The following is a 21,221-nucleotide window of genomic DNA, read 5'->3' as shown; positions in this document are numbered from 1 at the left end:
GCTCACGGGATGCGGATCACCATTCCGGCGTACGTCAGGCCCGCGCCGAAGCCGATCAGGACCGCGAGGTCGCCCTCGGCAAGGGTTCCCGAGGTGCGCAGCCGGTCCAGGGCGAGGGGGATGGAGGCCGCCGAGGTGTTGCCCTGGTCGACGATGTCCCTGGCCACGGCGACCTCGGCGGGGAAGCCGACGCTCTGCGCGACCGCCTCGATGATGCGCAGGTTCGCCTGGTGCGGGACGAAGGCCTGGACGTCCGCCGGGCCGACGCCGGAGCGGGCGAGGATCTCGCGGACGACGTCGGGCAGGTGGGTCACCGCCCAGCGGAAGACGGAGGCGCCCCGCATCCGGATGACGGGCCCGACCGGCTCCGGCTCCTCCCGTACGGTGATCGCGTCCCGCATGCCGGGGTCCGTCCCCCAGACCACGGTGCCGATCCCGGGCTCCGTGCCGCGGCCGACCAGCGCGGCGCCCGCTCCGTCCGAGAACAGGAAGGCGGTCGAGCGGTCCCGCGGGTCGAGGATGTCCGACATGCGCTCCACGCCGATGACCAGGCATGTGCGTGCCTGCCCCGTGGCGACGGACCCGGCGGCCAGGGCGAGCCCCACGGTGAACCCGGCGCAGGCGGCGCCGACCTGACGGGCGGCCGCGGGGACGCCGAGCCGGCGGCCGATCTCCGCGGCCAGTTCGCCGGGCGGGGCGCCGGAGCCCGCCGTACCGGTGTCCGACATGGTGGCGACGAGGATCTCGTCGACCTCGTCCGGGGCGACCCCGGCGTCGGCGAGCGCCTTGCCGGCGGCGGTCGCGCCCATCTCGGCGAGGGTCTCCCCCGGTCCGGCGAAGCAGCGGGTGCTGATGCCGCTGCGGCGCAGGATCCACTCGGGGGACGAGTCCAGGGTGCGGCAGATCTCCTCGTTGGTGACGATCCGTCGGGGCCGGTAGGCACCGATGCCGAGCAGGGCCGCGGGGTGGCGGGCCGGTCCGGGGGCGGGTACGGCGTACGTGGTGTTCACACGGACTCCTTCGCAGCTGCTGGTTCTGCTCCTGCTTGCTCCCTTCAGGGGGATTACGCACGCGGACCGCGCCACCCCCTGTGACACCCGCCGTGACGTTTCGGCGACCCTCCGCACGGATTCCGCTTGACAACTACATACCTACGGTATGTACTCACATACCCAAGGAATGTTAGTTGGGTAGTTGGAGGGATCGACAGTGACCTCAGGCACGCTTGCGTCTCGCGCCGAGCCGTCGAGCGCGGGGAAGACACTGCTGCTGACATCGGCAGCGACGTTCATGGCCTTTCTCGACACGACGATCGTCAACGTGGCCTTCCCGGCCCTGCACGAGGACTTCCCCAAGGAGTCCCTGACCGACCTGACCTGGGTGGTGACCAGCTACGGCATCCTCTTCGCGGCTCTGCTGACACCGGCGGGACGCTTCGCCGACATCCTCGGCCGGCGCAATCTGTTCCTCTGGTCGCTCGGCGTCTTCAGCGCCGCCTCGCTGGCCTGCGCCCTCGCCCCGAACGTCGAGGGCCTCGTCGCGGCCCGCGCCGTCCAGGGCATCGGCGCGGCCGGCATGATCCCCGCCGCCCTGGGACTCGTCCTGTCCGAGACACCCGCCGAGAAACGCGCCGAGGCCATCGGCATCTGGGGAGCGGCCGGCTCCATGGCCGCGGCCGCGGGACCCTCGCTGGGCGGTCTGCTGGTCAGTGAGATCGACTGGCGCGCGGTGTTCGTGCTGAACGTCCCGATCGGCCTCGCCGTGATCATGGGCGGACTGAAGCTGCCCAAGCGCCCCGTCGAGGACTCCAAGCTGCCCGACCTGCTCGGCACCGCCACCGTCACCCTCGGCATCGCGGGCATCGTCATCGGCCTGACGAAGGGCGGCGACTGGGGCTGGGACGCGGCGAAGACCTGGATCTGGATCGGCGCCGGCGTGCTCTTCGTGGCCCTGTCGCTGCTGCGCTCCCGCAGCCACCCGGCACCGGCCGTGGAGACCGAACTGTGGCGCAGCCCGATGTTCGCGGCGGCCAACCTCACGTCGTTCCTGCTGGGCGCCGGACTGTTCGTCTGGTTCCTGTCCGGGCCGCTGTACCTCACCACCATCTGGCACTACTCCGTCCTCAAGGCCGGCCTCGCCGTCACCCCGGGCGCCGTGCTCTCCGCGGTCGCCGCCATCTCGGTCGGCCGCCGGGTGCCGCCGGAGAAGCAGCGTCCGGTGATCGTCGTCTCCGCGCTCGCCTTCCTCGGACTGAGCTTCTGGGCGTACTACGGCCTCGGCGGCGAGGAGAAGTTCCTGGCCCTGTGGCTGCCGTACGGCGCCCTCGGCGGAGCGGTCATCGGCGCCGCGCTCACCAGCGTGACGACCGCCGCCTCCATCTCCGTGCACCCGCTGAAGTTCGCCACCGGCACCGGGATGAACACCACCGCGCGCCAGTTCGGCGGATCGGTCGGGGTCGCCTCGATGGCGGCGGTGTTCGCGGCCGGCGACCTGAGCACCCCCCAGCCCTACCTGGACGCCTTCCTGCTGGCCGGCATCTTCATCGCCGCCTCCGCGGTGCCCGCCCTGTGGCTGTTCACCAAGAAGTCGATGGCCGAGATCGCCGAGACCCAGCGGCAGATCCAGGCCTACATGAAGGCACAGGCCGAGGCCGCCGCCCGGGCCGCAGCCGCCCAGGCCGCGGACGGAACCCCCGCGGTGGACCGGGCCTGACCCCGGCTCATCCCTCGCACACCGGCCGCGACTCACACCCCCCGCGGCCGCGGCCGGTCCCGGGCGGGGCCGCGGTCTCGGACCCGCGGCCCCGCCCCCCCGCGTTCCGGTACGGCACCTGCCCCGAAGCCCCCGGGACATCCCGGAACTCCCGCGAGGGGGCGGTCCCACCAGCCCGTAACACAGGACGAGAGCCCATCGGTTCATGAGGGGAATTGATGAACACAGTCCTCGACTGGCTGGACTCCCCCGCACCCGAGCGTGGAATCCACTACCACCGAAACGGCGAATGGCACCTGCGCGACTACGCCGGCATCGCCGCGGCCACCCGCAGCACGGCCGCCTTCCTGCACGCCAACGGCGTCACCAAAGGCGTCGTGTCCCTGCTGATCGAGGAGCCCGAGACCTTCGTACCGGCGTTCCTCGGTGTCATGTACGCGGGGGCCACCCCGTCCCCGATCGCCTCGCCCGTCACCTTCGGCGGCCACGAGGCCTTCACCGAGCACGCGGCCGCCGTCCTCGGCGCCGCCGAACCGGCCGCCGTCCTCACCGACGCGGCCCTGGCCCCGCTCGCCGCCACGGCGTGCGCGAAGGCCGGCACGGGCACACCGCTCGTGCTGCCCGACCCGGCGGAGCTGCCCGCCGCCGACGCACTGGCGCGCCGCACCGCGGACCTGGCGCTGCTGCAGTTCACCTCCGGCTCCAGCGGCACCCCCAAGGGGGTCCGGGTCACCGGCGAGAACCTCACCGCCAACGTCCGCGCCATCCACGGCTGGCTCGGCGTGAGCAGCGAGGACTCCTGCTCCTCCTGGCTGCCGCTGTACCACGACATGGGCCTGATCGGGACGTTCCTGGGTTCCGTCGTGGCCCAGATCGACCTCTGGCTGATGAGCCCGGTCGACTTCATCCGCTCCCCGGCCCGCTGGCTCGACTGTCACGGCCGGCACGGGGTGACCATCACCACCGCCCCCAACTTCGGCTACGGGTACGCCACCTCGCGGGTCCGGGAGGAGGAGCTGGCGGGTACGGACTTCTCGGCCTGGCGGGTCGCCATGAGCGGCGCCGAACGGGTGGACGCGCGGGTGGTCGCCGACTTCACCGCCAAGCTCGCCCCGTACGGCTTCGACTCCCGGGCCCTGACGCCCTGCTACGGCATGGCGGAGACGACCCTCGCCGTCACCGGCGTACGTCCCGGCACGGGCGCCCGGATCGTCCGTACGGCGGGCCCGCTCGCCACCGGGGCGCCGGTGACCGTCACCGACACGGGCGTCCTCGGCGTCGACCGCCCCGAGGACCCCGCGCGCTGGATCGCCGCCTGCGGCACCCCGGTGCCCGAGACGGCCGTGGACGTCGTCGACGAGGACGGCGCACCGCTGCCCGAGGGCACGTTCGGCGAGATCAGGGTCCGCGGGACCTCCGTGGCCGACGGCTACCAGTCGCCCGATCCGGCGGCGAGCGCGCCCTTCGGTGCGGACGGACTGCGCACCGGCGACGCCGGGTTCCTCTACGACGGCGAGCTGTACGTCGTCGGACGGATCGGTGACAGCCTCAAGGTCCGCGGCCGGAAGGTGCACGCCGAGGACGTGGAGGCGGCGCTCGTCTCCCTGCCCGGGGTGCCGCCCGGCCGCTGCGCGGTGGCGCTCGGCACCCTCGACGGCCGCGGCGGCGCCGTGGTCGTCGTGGAGGCCCCCGGCGAGGAGTGGCTGGAGGCCGTGACCGGCGTCCTGCGCTCCGCCCTGGACACCACCGTCGAGGTGACCGTGGTCCGGGCCCGGCGCGGCACCATCCCGCGCACCTCCAGCGGCAAACCGCGCCGCCGGCTGCTGTGGCGCCAGGCCGCCGAGGGCACCCTCGCCGGCGACGTACTGCGCGCCCCGCACCGAACGCACCGCCCGGCACCACCGACCGCACCGCAACCGACCGCGACACACCTGGATGGGGCAGCGACATGAGCGTCACGACCGCCGGGCTGGTACTCGACGTCACCGAGACGGCCCCCGAAGTCAGTGCCGAACAGCGCGGACGGCTGGCGAACTCCGCCGACCTGTACCGCCGTTGGGAGCGCCAGCAGTGGGCCGTCGCCCAGGTCGCGCCCGCCGGCGACGCACGGACCTGGCAGGCGCTCAGCCCCTTCTCCCGCGGCCAGATGCTCGGCTCGCTGGCCGAGCTGGAGGTGGGCGAGGTCACGGTGACCCACACCCTCGGCGCCCTCATCGAGGCGCCGCCCACCGAGGACGACCGGATCTTCCTGTGCACGCAGCTCGCCGACGAGGCCCGGCACGTGCGGTTCTTCCAGACGTATCTGGAGGACGCGTGCGGTGCCTCGCTCGACGAGGCCGAGGACGGCGCCGACTACGCCGAGGTGTTCGCACCGGTGCTCACCCGGGCCACCGACGCGGTACGGGCCGACCACGAGGACCGCGAGTCCTGGTACCGGGCGCTCGTCTACTACCACCTGATCACCGAGGGCGTCCTCGCGGCGACGGCCCTGCGCACCACCCGCTTCCTCGCCAGGCGGCTGAAGCTGGACGCGCTGGAGGAAGGGCTGACGAACGTCACGCGGGACGAGTCGCGGCACGTCTCCTTCGGACTGCGCGCCGCCCAGGACGGGGTCGCCGGCGGCCACGCCCAGGTGGTGGAGGACGCGCACTTCGAATCGCTGGGCGCCGCCGCGTGGGTGCTGATCGGCCCCTCCCGGCACAACCCGTCCCCGGCGATCCGCGCGGCCCTGCTCAGCCGCGCCGCCCAGCTGCGCGGCAGCGTCGAGATAGCCCGGGAACGCCTGGTCAAGCAGCTGCGCCTGGTCGGTCTGCCGCACCTGGTGGAGAAGGCGGGCGGCGCCTGGGACCTCGCGGTCGACACCGCCCTCGACGCCTACGAGGAGCGCTGGAACGCGCCGCACCCGATCCGCGCGGCCGCGGCCGCGGCCTGACGACCACACCAGCAGAAGGGGACGAAAGAGACATGGACAACACCACACTGCGCGCGCAGGTCCGGCGGATCGTCGGGGAGATGAGCCCGCTGGGCGCCCGCGAGGCGCGGTCCGAGGACCGTCTCGTCGAGGAGCTGGGCTACGACTCGCTCGCCGTCATCGAGCTCTCGCTCCGCATCGAGCAGGAGTTCGCGCTGGTCGACCTCGGCACGGGCGGCACGCCCGACATCACGACGGTCAAGGACATCGAGGACTTCGTCGACCAGCAGCAGGCGGTGCCGAGCGACGCCGCCTGATCCCACCCATCCCAGAGAGGTACCACGAGAAGATGACGACCCACGATCTGCGCAGTGAGGCGGACGACCCGCTGGCGCTCACCCACGACGAGTCGGTACGGCTGCTGCGCGGGGCGCCGTGGCAGCGGCTCGCCGTGATGGGCGACAGTTTCGCCGCCGGTCTCGGCGACCCGAGCCCGGGGTACGCCACCGTGCCGTGGCCGGAGCGGATCGCGGCCGCGCTCGGCGCCGGCAAGCCCGACTTCGGCTATCTGAACACCGGGGTCAAGGGCAAACGGACCGGTGCGGTGCGCGCCGAGCAGTTGGAGCGGGTCCTGGCCTTCTCACCCGATCTCGTGAACGTGGCGGCGGGCGGCAACGACCTGTTCGACGCCGAGCCGGACCTCGACGGTGTCGAGGCCGACCTGGAAGCCATGTACGGGGCCCTGCGCGCCCAGGGCGCGGACATCTTCACGTTCACGGTGACGAACGTCTTCGAGTCGGTACCGGAGCTGGCGGTCTTCAGCGAGCGTACGGCGGCCCTGAACGAGCGTATCCGCGCGGTGGCCCGGCGGCACGACGCCGTCCTCATCGAGATGTGGCACCACCCGGTGCGGCTGCGCCCCAACCTGATGAGCGCCGACGGCATCCACTTCGCGATGGAGGGGCACGCCGCCCTCACGGCGGAGATCGTGAAGGCCCTCGGCTCCCGGATCCCGGACCGGACGGAGGGCTGATGGGCGGCGACCGCACGGTACGCCACATCGTCGTCGGCGCCGGTTCGGCCGGCTGTGTGCTGGCCGACCGGCTGAGCGCCGGGGACGACGGAGAGGTGCTGCTGATCGAGGCCGGCGGCCCGGACCGGCGCGCCGAGATCAGCATCCCCGCCGCGTTCCCCGCGCTGTTCGGCTCCTCGGCGGACTGGGGCTACCGTACGGTCGCCCAGCCGGGCCTCGACGGCCGCGCCCTGAACTGGCCGCGCGGCCGCACCCTGGGCGGCTCGTCCTCACTGAACGCCCAGATCTGGACCCGCGGCCACCGCGCGGACTTCGACGGCTGGGCGGAGGACGAGGGCTGCACGGGCTGGTCGACGGCGGAGGTGACGCCGTACTTCACCCGCGCGGAGGACCGCTCGGGGATCGACCGCTCGGGGATCGACCGCCCAGGGATCGACGGCTCCGCTGCCGACGGCTCGGGTGCCGACGGCTCGGGTGCGGGCGGCTCCGGTGCGGGTGGTTACGGCTCCGGTGGGCCCATCCGGATCGAGGACCTGCGCGACCCGAGTCCCGCCACCGCCGAGTTCCTGGCCGCATGTGCCGAGGCGGGGCTGCCCCCGCTGGACGACGGGCGGCCCCTGGAGCCGGAGGGGGCCGGGCCGGTGCGGGCGACCCAGCGCGGTGGCCGGCGGTGGAGCGCGGCCGACGGGTATCTGCGGCCCGCCGCGCGCCGGGCGAACCTGACCGTCCTCACCGACGTCCGCGTCGAGCGGATCCTGATCGAGAACGGCCGCGCGGTCGGGGTCGCCTGTACGACACCGGACGGACCGTACGTCGTGCGCGCCGAGGGCGAGATCGTCCTCGCGGCGGGCGCGATCGGCTCCCCCCAGCTGCTCATGCTGTCCGGGGTGGGTGACGCGGACGAGCTGCGCCGGCACGGCATCGCGGTGCACGCCCACGCGCCCCGGGTCGGCCACCGCCTCGCCGACCACCTGTACGTACCGCTGGCCTTCGAGGCGAACGGCCGGGTCACCCCCGGTGTCACCGACCCGCAGGAGGAGATCGGGGCGTTCCTGCGCGGCCGGCGCGGCCGGCTGACGTCCAATCTCGCGGAGGCCGTGGCGTTCCTGCGCAGCGACCCGGAACTGGCGGCGCCCGACCTGGAGTTCGTCTGGATGCTGGTGCCGTTCCTGGACCAGGGGAAGGCGCCGCGCACCCATGGCGTCACCCTCGGGGTGGTCCTGTTGCGGCCGCGCAGCCACGGCACGGTCCGGCTCGCCTCGGCCGACCCGGCGGCCCACCCGGTGATCGACCCGCGCTATCTGTCCGACCCCGACGGCGACGACCTGCGCGTCCTCGCCGAGGGCGTGCGCCGGGCCCAGCACGTCCTGACCCGGCCCGCGCTCGCGGCCCGCCTCGGCAGGCCGCTGACGCCGGGCGCGCTGGACCCCGACCCGGCGACGGTGCACACGGTGACCCGGACGTACGCGGAGACCCTGTACCACCCCGTCGGCACCTGCGGCATGGGGGCGGGCCCCGAGTCCGTGCTCGATCCGGCGCTGCGGGTGCGGGGCGTGTCCGGGCTGCGGGTCGTCGACGCCTCCGCCCTGCCCTCCCTGCCGCGCGGCCACACCCACGCGCCGACCGTGATGCTCGCGGAGCGCGCGGCCGAACTGATCCTGGCCGCCGGCTCCACCCAACGACCGACCACCGGAACGACCACAGCAACGACCACAGCAACGACCAAACGAAAGGCAGTACGCCTGTGACCGTCCAGGACCCGCAGCTGTTCATCGACGCCTTCCGGGCGGCCCTCGCCGACGCCGAGTTCGCCGCGCTGCTCAAGGAGCGGGACTTCTCCCTCCAGTTCGTCGTGACCGGCGCCGCCGACGCGGCCTTCCTGCTGGACTCCGACGGGGTGCACGAGGGCGCCCCGCACCCCGCGAGCCTGCGGCTGGAGGTGCAGGCCGAGGCACTGCACCTGGTCCTCCTCGGGCAGCTCGGCGTGACGCAGGCGATCGTCGCCCGCCGGCTCGTCGTCAAGGGCCCGGTCGCCCGGTTGCGTTCGCTCGCGGACTACCTGCCGGTGCTGGGGCGCGAGTACGCCCGGCTCGCCCTGGCGCCCGCCGCCTCCTGAGCGGCGGTCGCGGCCCCCGTATCCCCTTCGCCCGTCACCACAGCAATTCGCCCACCACAGAAAGCGGACCACTGTGATCGCCACCACCACGACCGTCGTGCCGAACGCCCCGACCCTGTCCGATCTGCGCGCCCTCGACGCGGCGGCGATGCCGTCGATGTTCCGGCTCCCGCCCGAGGTCGAGGAACTCCGTGACGAAGTGCGCGAGTTCGCGCAGACCGTGGTGAAGCCACGGGTCCTCGACAACGACCTCGCCCCGGCCGACGACTTCGACTGGGAGATGGTCGAGGCCGGCCACCGGCTGGGCCTGCTGCGGCTGACCATGCCCAAGGAGTTCGGCGGCCGCGGCATGGGCGTGCTCGGCGTGGCCGTCGCCATGGAGGAGCTGGCGTCGGTGTGCGCCAGCACGGCGCTGATCTTCGGCGCCTCGCTGCTCGGCCAGACGTCGGTGCTGTTCTCCGGCGACCAGCAGCTCCAGGCCCGGTTCCTGCCGTCCTTCCTCGGCGACAAGCCGGTCCTCGCCTGCAACGCCATCACCGAGGAGACCGCCGGCTGCGACCTGCTGATACCGGAGCACGCCGAGCTCGCCGAGGACGTGATGACGGCCCGCCGCGACGGCGATCACTTCGTCCTGAACGGCGTCAAGCGCTTCATCACCAACGGCAAGGTCGCCGAGTGGGCGGCCGTGTTCGCCAACATCGAGGGCCACCCCGGCGCGACCGGGCTGACCGTGTTCATCGTGCCGCTGGACAGCGAGGGCGTCACCCGGGGCGCGGTCGCCGACAAGATGGGGTACCGGGCCTGCCTGGGCACCACGCTCCACTTCGAGGACGTCCGGGTGCCGGAGGAGAACATCGCCTTCGGCGAGGGCGGCGCGTGGAACTACCTCACCGTCCAGTCCAACCAGGCCCGTTCGATCGTCGCCGCGATCTCCACCGGGGTGGCCCGGGGGGCCTTCGAGATCGCCAAGGAGTGGGCGGGCGAGCGGGTCCAGGCCGGGAAGCCGCTGTACGAGCACCAGTTCACGGCGCGCAAGCTCGCCGAGATGTCCTCGAAGATCGAGGCCTCGCGCCTGCTGTACCTCCAGGCGGCCTACCAGGCGGACAACATGCTGCCCGCGCCCGTCTACGGGCCGGCCGTCGCCAAGCTGTTCGCCGACCGTGCGGCGATCGAGGTGGCCGAGGAGGCCATGTCGATCGTCGGGGCCCGCGGCTACTGCCGTGACCACGCGGTGGAGAAGCTGGTCCGCGAGTCCTTCGGCGCCCGCATCTACGAGGGCACCCCGGAGGTCCTGGCCCTCGCCGTCACCGGCGCCCTGTACGGACGCCGACTGTGACGGCGCCCCGCACGCCGGGCCGTACCCCAGGCGGTACGGCGCCCCGCCGCCCCCGACCCACCACGCCGCCCTCCGCCCCCCGGGCCGGCACCGCCACGACGCCCCCGCCGCCCCGGCCCCCCGTCGGCCTCTCGGCCCCGGGGGCCCGCGCCGCCGCCACGCTCTCCGCGACCCGCTACATCGAGGCCACCCTGGCCACGACGGCCCGCTTCTCCGGACTGGTCCTGGACCTGACGCCGGACCCGGAGCCGGAGTCGAACCGAGAGCCGGGACCGGCGCCGGCGTCCTCGCCGGAGGCCCCCGGTCGAAGGGAGGTGTCGGTATGAGTGCCCCGACCGTCGCGGGCGCAAGGGCGGTCGGCGGGGATCCGGTCCCGGACGAGGACGCCCGCCGCGCCCGCTATGTCGCCCACGTACTGGCGCTGCACGACCGGATGAGTCTCGCGGGCCTGCCCGAGGAGGCCGAGCCGCTGTACCTGGCCCGCAGACCCGACGGCCTCACCGTCGTCGCCGTCGCGCAGTCCCGGCTGCCGGAGCGCTACCGGCTGGCGATCTACGGCTTCCGGCTCGCCCAGTACCTCAGGTCCCGCTTCGCCAGCGACCGCGTGGCCTTCGCGCGCGGTCTGTTCGCGGAACCGCTCGGCGTGGGGCACGGCGAGGAGATCCATGTCATCGGCATGGAGGAGCGGTCCGGGGCGATCCTGCGCTATGTGTCGGTGATCGGCACCACGGACGCCGCCCCGCTGCCCGTGACCCACCCGGACCGCGCCCGGTTCCCCTGCGAGGTCGCCCACGGCATCAACCTCTTCGACCACGTGCCCCTGGACGAGCCGGTGACCGGCCACGAGGTGTGGGAGGTCAAGCGGCTGATGCAGCGTCCCTCGGAGCGCGACACCTCCCCCACCCGGCGGCTGCGGCTGTCCCTGGAGTTGATGCTCGGCTTCTACACGGTGCTGGCCGGTCTGTCGCCGCAGCCCAGGCTCCTGGTCGGCGACGGCGAGGAAGGCCTGGCCGTACGGCGGCTGACCCGCAGTCTGAAGGACATCACCGTCATCGAGGGCACCAGCCCCCGCCTGCCGGAGGACGACCTGCTCTTCCCGGCCTACGTGGAGCGCGCGGTCGTCAAGCCGTTCGTGGCCCGCGTCCCGCACGGCGCGGAACTGGAGCAGCTCGTGGGCTGGCTGGCCCGCGCGCTGGACGCGACGAACCCGCTGGCCGGTTTCCGGCAGCTGGTCGGCCAGGTCTCAGGAGAGATCCGGAGGGTGAGGATATGAGCACCACCACCGCGGGACCGGCGCCGACGGTCCCGGCCGGCGTCCCCGAGGACCCGGAGTCGTACTACCGGTCCCTCACCGAACGCAACCGGGGCCTGATCCCGGCCCCCGTGCAGGAGCGGCTGCGCACCGCCACCGTCCTGGTGGCGGGGTGCGGCTCGACGGGCGGCGCGGTCGTCGAACCGCTGGCCCGGCTCGGCACGGGCAACTTCGTGCTCGCCGAGCCGGGCACGTACGAGCTGAACAACCTCAACCGGCAGAGCGCCGGCTACGCGGACATCGGCCGCAACAAGGCGGAGGTGGCGGCCGAGCGCATCCGGTCGGTCAACCCGCACGCCGGAATCCGCGTCGACACCGCCGGTATCCGCCCGGACGCCCCCGAGCTGCTCCTGGACGGGGTGGACGTGGTGGTCGACGGGGTGGACGTCACCACCCTGGGCGGCTGGCGGGCGAAGTACGCCCTGCACACCGCGGCGGCCCGCCGCCGGCTGCCCGTGGTCTCCGGCTACGACCTGTCGGGCACCCAGCACGTGCGCCACTACGACTACCGTGCCGAGTCCGTCCCGCTCGCGGGGGCGATCGCCGAGGAGGACATCGCCGAGGACGCCCTGTGGACGCTGCTGCTGCGGGTGATCCCCCGCGAGATCGTCCCGGCGGACCTGATCGCCGACGTCACCGCGCACCGCTCGGAGCCCGACTACAGCGTCCCCCAGCTCGTCTACGCGTCGCACCAGTTCGGTGTGCTCGCGGCCCGCTACGTGGTGGAGATCCTGGCCGGCCGCCCGGTCCGGGAGCAGATCACGGTGGACGTGCACCGGCTCGTCTCGGCGGACACCCCATCCGACCCCAACCAGCGCACACAGGACTGAGGAGCCTCGATGACCACCGCAACCGACCGTCCGGGCCGCCGCTCGGAGGACCCGCTGGTCCGGCAGACCAAGAAGGCCGCGCAGCTGCTCGTCGCGTCGGCCCGGCACTCCTACGACCCGCGGGTGGACGTCAACTGGGACGAGCCCCTGGAGGAGGGCAAGTGGTTCCTCCCCGAGAAGCGGATCTCGCTGTACGGGACGGAGCTGTACGACTCGCTGAGCCTGGAGCAGAAGCTGCTGCTCAGCCGGGAGGAGCTGGCGTCGTCGCTGGCGGCGGGGGTGTGGACCGAGCACATCCTGCTGCACCTGGTGTCGCGCTACGCCTACAAGCGGGACATCACCAGCCCGCAGGTGCAGTTCGCGCTGACGGAGGTGGCGGACGAGGTACGCCACATGATCATGTTCGCCCGGCTGGTGGAGAAGACGGGGACGGAGTTCTACCCGCTCAACCCGAAGACCCAGCGCAGCGGGCTGCTGCTGAAGACGTTCGCGCCGGTGCCCGCGCTGTGGGCGATGCTGCTGCTCACCGAGGAGTTCTTCGACCGCTTCCAGCGCGAGCAGGCGGCCGACGAGACGGTGCAGCCGCTGGTGCGCACGGTGGCCCGGATCCATGTGGTGGAGGAGGCCCGGCACATCAGCTTCGCCCGCACCGAGCTGGAGCGCTTCGTCCCGACGCTGTCCAAGCGCCGTCTGGAGCTGCTGCGCAACTTCCTGGCGGCCGTGGTCAAGTCCGTCCGCCGGGACCGCTACAACCCGCTGATGTACGAGCGGGCCGGCCTGGACCCCAAGGCCGCCGTGGAGGCGGGCCGCAACAACCCGATCAGCAAGGCCAACGGCGGCTACGGAGCCGAGCGGATCGCCCCCTACTACCGGTCGCTGGGTCTCATCGGCGGCCGCTCGGAGAAGGTGTGGCGCGAGGCTGGTTGGCTCAAGGACGCCTAGATTCAAGGGAGTTGACCGTGGAGGATGAGGGTTACGAGGGTCTGGCGGTGCTCGTCGTGGAGGGCCGCACGGAGTTCACCCTGCGGGCCACGCTGACCGGCGGCTTCCAGCCGCTCGACGGCCGCTACCGCTGGTACGGACGGTTGGAGGCGCACGAGGAGCTGACCCGGCTGGTGGGCGACCGCAGCGCCGGAGTGGAACTGCGCACGACCGAGGGTCACGCGGCCGGCCGTATCACCGAACCCGACCTGTGGAACCGGTACCGGATCGAGGGCACGAGTGTGCCCCCGTTCCGGGTTCCGTTCGGACTCGACGAGGTCGAGCCGTAGAAAACCCGTTCTTTTCAAGAATCCCGAACGCCCCGAAACAAAAAAGCAACAAACGCTACGGAGGCCCCCGGCCCATGTGCTTCGACGAAGACGCCGTTCCACCCGTACCGCAGAATCCGGACGCCGTGATCGAGAGCGGCTATCTGGAATTGACGGCGAAGGACGGAAACACCTTCGCCGCTTTCTCCGCGGCTCCCGCCGACGGGACCGGAACGGCCGTCGTGATCCTTCCCGACGTACGCGGCCTGTACGGGTTCTACACCGAACTGGCCAAACGCTTCGCGGAGAACGGCGTACGGGCCCTGGTCATCGACTACTACGGGCGGACGGCGGGCGTCGGAAAGCGCACGAAGGACTTCCCGTACGCCCAGCACATGGCCAAGCTCAGCCCCCGCGAGCTCTACGCCGACCTGGCCGCCGGCGTCGCCCATCTGCGCTCCGAGGGGGGCGGCGCCGCGCGCGCCGTCCTCACCGCCGGCTTCTGCATCGGCGGCCGGCTCGCGGTGATGGCGGCGGCCGGGGGCCTGGACCTGGCCGGGGTGATCGGTTTCTACTGCTGGCCCGCCGACGGGCCGGACGGCTCCCCCGGACCGACCCGCCGGGCCGCCGACCTGGCCGCCCCGGTGCTGGCGCTGATGGCCGGGGACGACCCGGGCATCCCGCCCGCCCACGTGAGCGCCTTCGAGGAGGCCCTCGCCGCGGCCGGCGCCGACCACGAGGTCGTCACCTACCCCGGCACCCCGCACAGCTTCTTCGACGCCCAGCGCGACGCCTACGCCGACGCCTCGGCGGACGCCTGGGCCCGGGTGCTGCGCTTCACGGCGCGGGTGGGCGCCGGGTGAGCCGTACCGGCACGAGCCGGAACACATACGTATGGTTGGAATGAAAGTGCGTGTAACCTGGAAGGCCAAGCTGAAGGCGGTCCGACCCGGGAAGTGTGAACATGCCCACGACTCGTACGAGAACACGTCTGACGCAGCGTGAGCGGTCCGACGGCACCATCGAGGAACTGCTGCGCGCCGCTCGCACGCTGTTCGCCGAGCGGGGGTACCACGCGACGTCGCTGGACGCCGTCGTCGAGGCCGCCCATCTCACCAAGGGCGCCCTCTACCACCACTTCTCCGGCAAGCAGCACCTCTTCCGGGCCGTATACGAGCGGGAACAGAGCCGGCTCGCCCACATCGTCGCCGAGGCCTACCTGGACGCCGCCGAGCCGGACTCCTGGGAGGCCGTGTACGTGGGCGCGCGGGCCTTCCTGGTGGAGGTCCTCGCCACCGACGTGCAGCGCATCAACCTGCTGGACGCGCCGGGCGCGCTCGGCACGGAGGAGATGCGGGAGATCAACACCGGCTGTCTGAAGATGATGGAGGAGGGCGTCCGGCGCGCCACGGAGAAGGGCCACATCGCCCCGCACTCCGTGACCTCCCTGACCCATCTGCTCTACGGCGCCCTGTGCGAGACGGCGATGGCGGTGGCCCGCGCCGAGGACCAGCAGAAGGCCCTCGACGCGAGCCTGACCGAGCTGCGCCTGCTCTTCGACGCCCTGGCAGTGCCGGGCCGCTGACGCCCGCGGGCCCGGTCACCCGGCCCCGACAGCTCCGGCCGCCATCGCCTCCGCGAGGTCCGCGAGCGGCAGACAGGGCCGCACGAGCGCGTGTTCCGCCGCCTCGCTCAGCGCCCGCGGGGTGCGGCGGCACAGCTCGATGATCCGGGCCACGGCCTCCGGTTCCGCCGCCACCCGCCGCTCACCGAGGATCCCGGCCAGCATCCGCCGCGCCTGCTGGGCACTCAGCTCCCGCAGCCGTACGGCGCGCAGGCCGTCGAGTCCGTCGAGGCGGCCGTCATCGCGCGTGGTGACCAGCAGCGCCCCGGCGGAGGGACCCGGCAGGAGTGCCGCCAGCTGGTCGGCCGAGGCGAGGTCGTCGAGCACCACGAGCAGCTTCAACTCCCTCAGCACCCGCTGCCCGAACCCCACCGGATCGCTCTCCGTCCGCGGCACGGTCACCCCGAGGCTGCGCAGCACGAACCGCAGCACGTCGTCGGCGGACGGGGCCCGCTCCCGGGCCGGCGCCGCACGCGGCACCGGCACCCGGACGGCGGGCGGCCCGTCCTGCCGCAGCGCGACCGCGGTCCGCGCGGTCGGCCACGCCCTCCCCTGCCGCCCCTCGCCGCCGCTGCCGTGCAGCGCCACGAAGATCTGCCCGTCCGGGAAGCGGTGGGCGACCCGGTGGGCCCACTGGACCGCCAGGGCCGTCTTACCGATCCCGGGCGGCCCCTCGATGACCCGCGTGGACGGACGGCCGTCGTCCGCCGTGACGAACCCGTCCAGCATGGCCAGTTCCTGCTCCCGGCCCACACACCGGGTGCCCCGCGGCAACTGGCGCGGCACGGTCGGGGAGACGTCGGCCGCCGCCGGCACGGACACCACCTCGGTGTCCCCGCGCAGGATGCGGGCGTGCAGCTCCCTGGTCTGGGGAGCGGGGTCCACGCCCAGCCGGTCGGCGAGCCTGCGGCGCAGGGCGTCGAACGCCTCGACCGCCTCGGCGCGCCGCCCCGAGCGGTGCAGCGCCGTCATGAGGTTGCGGATGACCAGCTCGTTGTCGGCGTGCTGGTCGGCGAGCGAGTGCAGTTCGTCGAGCAGCCCGAGGTGGTTCCCGAGCCGCAGCTCGGCCTCATGGCAGGCGACGAGGGCCGACACCCGTTCCCGTTCCAGCAGCCGCCGGGTCCGCTCGGCCCACTCGCCCTTGATTCCGCCGAGCGCCCTGCCCTGCCAGGCGTCGAGCGCCTCCCGGAAGAGCTGCACCGCGGTGCGGGTGTCCGCCGCGCCACGGGCGGCCGCCACGATGCGGCGGAATCGGCGCAGATCGACGGAGTCGGGGTCCACCTCCAGGGTGTAACCGCCGTTGCGGCGGCGCAGGGTGGCTCCCGCTCCGCCTCCGCCGTTCTCCAGGGCGCCGCGCAGCCTGGAGATGTAGGAATGAATCATGTTGCGGGCCGACTGCGGCGGTTCGGCGCCCCAGGCCCGGTCGATGAGTTCGTCGGGCATGACGACTTCATTCGCACTCATGGCGAGCATGGCAAAGATGCCACGCTGCCTGGCCTGACCGAGTTCCACCGGGCTTTCCCCCACGGCCCGATACTCGACAGGCCCCAACAACTGAACAAGAACCACGCTCCCATCCCCCCGGGTGTGCGCTGTCTCGGATCGTTGTGCCCCTACGCGATCGACTTCGTACTGACGAACGAACATCGTCATCATGAGGCATTTCTTGATTTTCACTGAACGGCGTCCGCAACGCCCGTGGAACGCGCCCATGAATGCGTCAAGGTTTTCGACACCGGACCCGCCGAGGGTGTCCTCACCACCACGACCTCGCCCGCGGGAGCTGCTGTGACGCGCACGTCGTCCGACACTTGCACCGACGCCACTTTCACCGAGAAGTACCGCGACCACCGCCGCTGGGCCCTGGTGCTCGCCGAGCGCGAGCGGCTGCTGCGCCTGGCGAAGGGCCGGCTGGGGCGCTCGGCGGACGCCGAGGACTGTGTCCAGGAGGCCATGATCCGTGCCGTCACCTTCGAGGCGCTGGACGAGTCCCGGGTCGCCGCGCTCCTCACCACGATCACCCTGCGCCTGTGCGTGGACCATCAGCGCGGCACCCAGCGCGACCGCAGACTGGCCGACCGGGCCCATCTGCTGCACCGCAACGATCCCGGCACCGGTTCGGAGGTCGAGCACCGCACCTGCGAACGGGCGGCGGGCGCCTGGCTGCTGACCCAGGTCCCCGCACTGGGCCGCCGGGAGCGCGAGGTGCTGCTCGCCCGGGCGCGCGGTCTGAGCACCGCGGAGACGGCGACGGCGCTGCGGATCACGTACAAGTCGGCCGAGAGCGCCTTCACCCGGGCCCGCAGCCGGATGCGCAGCGTGTACCACGAGGAGATGGCCCGTTGAACGGGAAGGACCCCGTCCGATCTGTCGATCGGACGGGGTCCCGTCGCTGTGGAGCTAAGGAGAATTGAACTCCTGACCTCCTGCATGCCATGCAGGCGCTCTACCAACTGAGCTATAGCCCCATCTGTTCCCCCCGCTCCCGCGGGCCGAACAAGAAGAACTTTAGCCTGCGACCTGCCGGAAAGCGAAATCGGCTCAGTCGTCGTCGCCGAGCACCGGTTCCGGCAGGGTGCCGGCGTTGTGCTCGAGCAGCCGCCAGCCGCGGGCGCCCTCGCCGAGGACGGACCAGCAGCAGTTGGAGAGGCCGCCGAGGCTCTCCCAGTGGCGCGCCTCCAGACCGAGGAGGCGGCCGATCGTGGTGCGGATGGTGCCGCCGTGACTGACGACGACGAGCGTGCCGTCCTCGGGCAGCTTCTCGGCGTGCCGCAGCACCACGGGCGCGGCACGGTCGGCGACCTCGGTCTCCAGTTCGCCGCCGCCGCGGCGGACCGGCTCGCCGCGCTTCCACGCCGCGTACTCGTCGCCGTACCGGTCGACGATCTCCTCGTGCGTGAGTCCCTGCCACACGCCCGCGTAGGTCTCGCGCAGGGCCTCGTCGTGGGCGATCTCCAGACCGGTGAGCGCGGCCAGCTCGGCGGCGGTGGCCGCGGCGCGCGAGAGGTCGGAGGCGACGATGGCGTCCGGCCTGAGGGAGGCCAGCAGCCGGGCGGCACGGCGGGCCTGGGCCACGCCGGTCGCGGTCAGCTCGACGTCCGTGGTGCCCTGGAAGCGGCGCTCCACGTTCCACGCGGTCTGGCCGTGCCGCCACAGGATGACGCGCCGGCCGCGGCCGGGGGCGCTCACCGCAGGTCCCCGAAGTCGGCGGTGTCGTCCTCCTCGGCCCGCAGCTTGGCGTACTCCGCGGCCTTGCCCTTGGTGGCCTGCGCGTCCTCGGGCAGCGCCAGTTCGGGGCAGTCCTTCCACAGCCGCTCCAGGGCGTAGAAGACGCGCTCCTCGCTGTGCTGGACGTGGACGACGATGTCGACGTAGTCGAGCAGGACCCAGCGGGCCTCGCGGTCGCCCTCGCGGCGGACCGGCTTGGCGCCGAGCTCCTTCTGCAGCCGCTCCTCGATCTCGTCGACGATCGACTTGACCTGGCGGTCGTTGGGCGCGGAGGCCAGCAGGAAGGCGTCCGTGATCGACAGCACATCGCTGACGTCGTAGGCGATGATGTCGTGCGCGAGCTTGTCGGCGGCCGCCTGGGCGGCGGTGGTGATGAGCTCGATGGAGCGGTCGGTGGCGGTCACTGCGTGGCTTTCCGTCGGCGGTCGTTTGACCTCAAGGGTCTCACGGACCGCCGACGGCCCCCCACGCGATTACGGGCGGCTACGCCGACGAGGGCTTGTAGTCCTGGCCGAGGACCACCGACACGTCGGCGTTCCCGGAGACCTTCCCCTTCTTCACGGCGCCGGTGGGCAGCCCCAGGGTCTTGGCGACCTCGGTGGCGTTCTCCTTGTCCGCGGCGTCCGCGTACAGCACCTGGGAGGCGGTCTGCGCGGCGGAGGCCGTACCGCCGTCCAGGAAGGTGAAGCCGCCGTTGAGGAGCACCACGCGCGCGTCCTCGGTGTCGGCCTTGGTGCCGCTGGCGTTCTGCACGGAGACGCTGACGGCCGCGTCCTTGTCGGGGCTCTTCGCGGTGCCTCCGAGGACGTCCTTGACGACGCTCTCGCTCTCCTCGGCGCTGAGCGTGCCGTCCGCCCGGACCGGCAGCAGGGCGGTCTTGTAGTCGCCGCCCTTGGCGAGGTCGGAGAGCTTGGCGAGGAAGGTGCCGAGGTCCTTGTCGGTGAGGGAGGGGTCCAGGATCTGGGCGAGGGTCTGGACGGTCGTGGTCGCCGCGCCCGGATCGGAGGAGACCTTGCGCAGGACGCCCTGCATGACCTGGCCGAACCGCTCCAGCTGGGCGTTCTGGGCCTCGCCGGAGGCGCGGTAGGTGGCGTAGGCGACGGCCATCTTCCCGCTGAGGGTCCGGTCCTCGCCCTTGCTGACGAGGGGGGCCTGCCCCTTCTTCTTGGCGGCCGGGTCGGGGACGTCGGTGTCGGTGTCGACCTCGATGTTCCCGACGAGGTCGACGAGGTTCTGCAGATAGGGGGTGTCCAGCCGCCAGGTGCCCTCGATGTCGGTGCCGAGGACGGTGTCCAGGGCGTCCCGGGTGCCGTCGGAGCCGTCGTCGTCGACGGACTTGGCGAGGGTCGTGGTGGTGCCGTCGGTGTCGGTGAGGACGAGGGAGTTGGGCAGCAGGACGGTGGTGCCCCGCTTGGTGGTGGTGTTGTCGACGAGCAGGGCCGTGCTGGTGCCGCCCCCGGAGGTGTTGTGGAGGTGGACGACGACGACGTCCCGCTTCTGGGCGGCGCTCGCGGTGGTGGCGCCCGCCTTGGAACCGGAGGACGACGACGTTCCGGGCAGCTTCCCGGCGAACCAGAGGTAGCCCACGCCGCCGACCGCGACGAGGGAGAGGACCACGGCGAGCGCGACGAGCCGGCCGCGGGCGCGGCGCTTCGCCTCCTCGCGGCGCTCGGTGCGGTTCTCGGTGAAGTTCAGCCAGTCGATGACGTCCTCGGAGTCGGCGTCGGGCTCCTCGACGAACGCGAACTGCGCGGTGTGGTACTCCCGCTCGTCCCGTTCCGGGGTCCGCTCCGGAGTGCGCTCCGGGGTCTGCTCCGGAGTGCGCTCCCCGGTCCGCCCGTCCGTCCCGTCGTCGGCCGGTCCGGCCTGCTGCGGGATGTACGCGGTCTGCTCGGCGGCGCGCGGCTGCTCGGCCTGCTGCTGTCCGCCGGCGACGGTCTGCCCGTAGGGGTCGTAGGGGGCGTAGCCGGCACCGGTCTGCTGCACCCCGGTGTCGTACGGGTCGTACGGGGGTGCCTGCTGAGCGCCCTGGGCGTACGGGTCGTACCCGTAGCCCTGCGGGGTCTGGTACCCCTGCTGCCCGTAGGGGTCGTAGCCCTGCTGCTGGGCCGGCTGGGAGGGCGTGACCTGCCGGTAGATCGGCTGCCCGTACTCGTCGTAGCCGACGAGCTCGTACGGGTCGGCCCCGTACCCCGCGTCGTATCGGTCGTTCACCGGTACCCCTCTCGGCTCACTCGCCGCGGTACAGCTCGCGCTTGTCGATGTAACGCACGACTCCGTCCGGCACCATGTACCAGATGGGGTCTCCCTTGGCGACTCTCGCACGGCAGTCCGTCGAGGAGATGGCCAGCGCGGGAACCTCCACGAGGGAGACGCCGCCCTCCGGGAGACCGGGGTCCGTGAGGTGGTGGCCGGGCCGGGTGACCCCGATGAAGTGCGCCAGGGAGAACAGCTCCTCGCTGTCGCGCCAGCTCAGGATCTGGCCGAGGGCGTCGGCACCGGTGATGAAGAAGAGGTCCGTGTCGGGGTTGAGGGCCCGCAGGTCGCGCAGGGTGTCCACGGTGTAGGTGGCACCGCCGCGGTCGATGTCGATGCGGCTGACCGAGAACTGGGGGTTCTCGGCGGTCGCGATGACCGTCATCAGATAGCGGTCCTCGGCCGGGGAGACCCGGCGGTGGCTCTTCTGCCAGGGCTCACCGGTCGGGACGAACACGACCTCGTCCAGGTGGAACTGCGCGGCGACCTCGCTGGCCGCCACGAGGTGTCCGTGGTGGATCGGATCGAACGTTCCGCCCATGACGCCCAGGCGACGCTTGCCCCGGTTCGACCGGCCGGTAGGCATGTCCTGCTCTCCCATGCGTGCAGACCC

Annotated in this window: 22 protein-coding genes and 1 tRNA gene; 16 read left to right on the top strand and 7 right to left on the bottom strand. The window is 72.5% G+C overall.

The genetic code is table 11. The annotated features are described in order from the left end of the window. Positions 1–2: 2 nt before the first annotated feature. Positions 3–1,010: a beta-ketoacyl-ACP synthase 3 gene (locus tag AQJ58_RS02520; protein ID WP_067244333.1), complete on the bottom strand. Its 1,008-nt coding sequence runs from the start codon at positions 1,008–1,010 to the stop codon at positions 3–5. A 199-nt stretch (positions 1,011–1,209) separates the two neighbouring features. Between AQJ58_RS02520 and AQJ58_RS02515 the strand changes: the two genes are divergently transcribed. The 15 genes from AQJ58_RS02515 (at position 1,210) to AQJ58_RS02445 (ending at position 15,085) form a co-directional block, all read left to right on the top strand. Further along, positions 1,210–2,712: a DHA2 family efflux MFS transporter permease subunit gene (locus tag AQJ58_RS02515; RefSeq protein ID WP_267892040.1), complete on the top strand. Its 1,503-nt coding sequence runs from the start codon at positions 1,210–1,212 to the stop codon at positions 2,710–2,712. 218 nt (positions 2,713–2,930) lie between these two features. Beyond that, positions 2,931–4,664 carry an AMP-binding protein gene (locus AQJ58_RS02510; RefSeq protein ID WP_067244329.1) on the top strand — a complete coding sequence of 578 codons (1,734 nt, stop codon included), beginning with the start codon at positions 2,931–2,933 and terminating at the stop codon, positions 4,662–4,664. Then, on the top strand, positions 4,661–5,644 hold the full coding sequence (locus AQJ58_RS02505) for a ribonucleotide-diphosphate reductase subunit beta (protein WP_067244328.1): 984 nt from the start codon (positions 4,661–4,663) through the stop codon (positions 5,642–5,644). The genes AQJ58_RS02510 and AQJ58_RS02505 overlap by 4 nt, the downstream gene beginning before the upstream one ends. Before the next feature lie 32 nt (positions 5,645–5,676). Further along, a complete protein-coding gene (locus tag AQJ58_RS02500) occupies positions 5,677–5,940 on the top strand; it encodes an acyl carrier protein (RefSeq protein ID WP_067244326.1) in 264 nt (87 codons plus the stop codon). A 32-nt stretch (positions 5,941–5,972) separates the two neighbouring features. Continuing rightward, positions 5,973–6,656, top strand: coding sequence for an SGNH/GDSL hydrolase family protein (locus AQJ58_RS02495; RefSeq protein ID WP_067244324.1), 684 nt, complete (start codon positions 5,973–5,975; stop codon positions 6,654–6,656). Continuing rightward, on the top strand, positions 6,656–8,404 hold the full coding sequence (locus AQJ58_RS02490) for a GMC family oxidoreductase (protein ID WP_079078654.1): 1,749 nt from the start codon (positions 6,656–6,658) through the stop codon (positions 8,402–8,404). Before AQJ58_RS02495 ends, AQJ58_RS02490 begins: the two co-directional genes overlap by 1 nt. Beyond that, positions 8,401–8,772 carry an SCP2 sterol-binding domain-containing protein gene (locus AQJ58_RS02485; RefSeq protein WP_067244322.1) on the top strand — a complete coding sequence of 124 codons (372 nt, stop codon included), beginning with the start codon at positions 8,401–8,403 and terminating at the stop codon, positions 8,770–8,772. Before AQJ58_RS02490 ends, AQJ58_RS02485 begins: the two co-directional genes overlap by 4 nt. A gap of 73 nt (positions 8,773–8,845) precedes the next feature. After that, positions 8,846–10,108, top strand: coding sequence for an acyl-CoA dehydrogenase family protein (locus AQJ58_RS02480; RefSeq protein WP_067244320.1), 1,263 nt, complete (start codon positions 8,846–8,848; stop codon positions 10,106–10,108). After that, the gene (locus AQJ58_RS42255) at positions 10,105–10,434 is read left to right on the top strand and encodes a hypothetical protein (protein WP_067244319.1); all 330 of its coding nucleotides are present in this window, start codon (positions 10,105–10,107) and stop codon (positions 10,432–10,434) included. Before AQJ58_RS02480 ends, AQJ58_RS42255 begins: the two co-directional genes overlap by 4 nt. Beyond that, positions 10,431–11,381, top strand: a complete 951-nt coding sequence (locus AQJ58_RS42250) for a hypothetical protein (RefSeq protein ID WP_067244317.1) — start codon at positions 10,431–10,433, stop codon at positions 11,379–11,381. Before AQJ58_RS42255 ends, AQJ58_RS42250 begins: the two co-directional genes overlap by 4 nt. Further along, the gene (locus AQJ58_RS02465) at positions 11,378–12,250 is read left to right on the top strand and encodes a ThiF family adenylyltransferase (protein ID WP_067244316.1); all 873 of its coding nucleotides are present in this window, start codon (positions 11,378–11,380) and stop codon (positions 12,248–12,250) included. The genes AQJ58_RS42250 and AQJ58_RS02465 overlap by 4 nt, the downstream gene beginning before the upstream one ends. Positions 12,251–12,259: 9 nt before the next feature. Next, positions 12,260–13,192 (top strand): AurF N-oxygenase family protein, encoded by a 933-nt coding sequence (locus AQJ58_RS02460; RefSeq protein WP_067244314.1) that lies wholly within the window; start codon positions 12,260–12,262, stop codon positions 13,190–13,192. A gap of 17 nt (positions 13,193–13,209) precedes the next feature. After that, entirely contained in the window at positions 13,210–13,521 is a 312-nt protein-coding gene (locus AQJ58_RS02455) for a DUF4873 domain-containing protein (RefSeq protein WP_234359936.1), read from the top strand. 74 nt (positions 13,522–13,595) lie between these two features. Beyond that, positions 13,596–14,363 carry a dienelactone hydrolase family protein gene (locus AQJ58_RS02450; protein WP_067244311.1) on the top strand — a complete coding sequence of 256 codons (768 nt, stop codon included), beginning with the start codon at positions 13,596–13,598 and terminating at the stop codon, positions 14,361–14,363. Positions 14,364–14,464: 101 nt separating this feature from the next. Beyond that, positions 14,465–15,085: a TetR/AcrR family transcriptional regulator gene (locus tag AQJ58_RS02445; RefSeq protein ID WP_067244309.1), complete on the top strand. Its 621-nt coding sequence runs from the start codon at positions 14,465–14,467 to the stop codon at positions 15,083–15,085. 15 nt (positions 15,086–15,100) lie between these two features. Here AQJ58_RS02445 and AQJ58_RS02440 read toward each other — a convergent pair whose 3' ends face one another. Then, on the bottom strand, positions 15,101–16,771 hold the full coding sequence (locus AQJ58_RS02440) for an AfsR/SARP family transcriptional regulator (protein ID WP_267892038.1): 1,671 nt from the start codon (positions 16,769–16,771) through the stop codon (positions 15,101–15,103). Between the two features lie 141 nt (positions 16,772–16,912). Here AQJ58_RS02440 and AQJ58_RS02435 point away from each other — a divergent pair, with 141 nt between their 5' ends. Next, positions 16,913–17,470: an RNA polymerase sigma factor gene (locus AQJ58_RS02435; protein WP_159056205.1), complete on the top strand. Its 558-nt coding sequence runs from the start codon at positions 16,913–16,915 to the stop codon at positions 17,468–17,470. Positions 17,471–17,519: 49 nt separating this feature from the next. On the opposite strand, the gene AQJ58_RS02430 is transcribed toward AQJ58_RS02435, so the two are convergent. The 5 genes from AQJ58_RS02430 to nadD form a co-directional block, all read right to left on the bottom strand. After that, positions 17,520–17,592, bottom strand: a tRNA-Ala gene (locus AQJ58_RS02430). Between the two features lie 73 nt (positions 17,593–17,665). Continuing rightward, positions 17,666–18,313 (bottom strand): histidine phosphatase family protein, encoded by a 648-nt coding sequence (locus AQJ58_RS02425; RefSeq protein ID WP_067244306.1) that lies wholly within the window; start codon positions 18,311–18,313, stop codon positions 17,666–17,668. After that, on the bottom strand, positions 18,310–18,756 hold the full coding sequence (rsfS, locus tag AQJ58_RS02420) for a ribosome silencing factor (RefSeq protein ID WP_067244304.1): 447 nt from the start codon (positions 18,754–18,756) through the stop codon (positions 18,310–18,312). The genes AQJ58_RS02425 and rsfS overlap by 4 nt, the downstream gene beginning before the upstream one ends. A 79-nt stretch (positions 18,757–18,835) precedes the next feature. After that, the gene (locus AQJ58_RS02415; RefSeq protein ID WP_067244301.1) at positions 18,836–20,566 is read right to left on the bottom strand and encodes an LCP family protein; all 1,731 of its coding nucleotides are present in this window, start codon (positions 20,564–20,566) and stop codon (positions 18,836–18,838) included. Between the two features lie 16 nt (positions 20,567–20,582). Continuing rightward, a complete protein-coding gene (gene nadD / locus AQJ58_RS02410) occupies positions 20,583–21,209 on the bottom strand; it encodes a nicotinate-nucleotide adenylyltransferase (RefSeq protein ID WP_067244299.1) in 627 nt (208 codons plus the stop codon). Between the last annotated feature and the right edge of the window lie 12 nt (positions 21,210–21,221).

The organism is Streptomyces sp. DSM 15324, from assembly GCF_001514285.1.
GTDB lineage: Bacteria > Actinomycetota > Actinomycetes > Streptomycetales > Streptomycetaceae > Streptomyces.
This window is presented reverse-complemented; position numbering and strand designations above follow the sequence as displayed.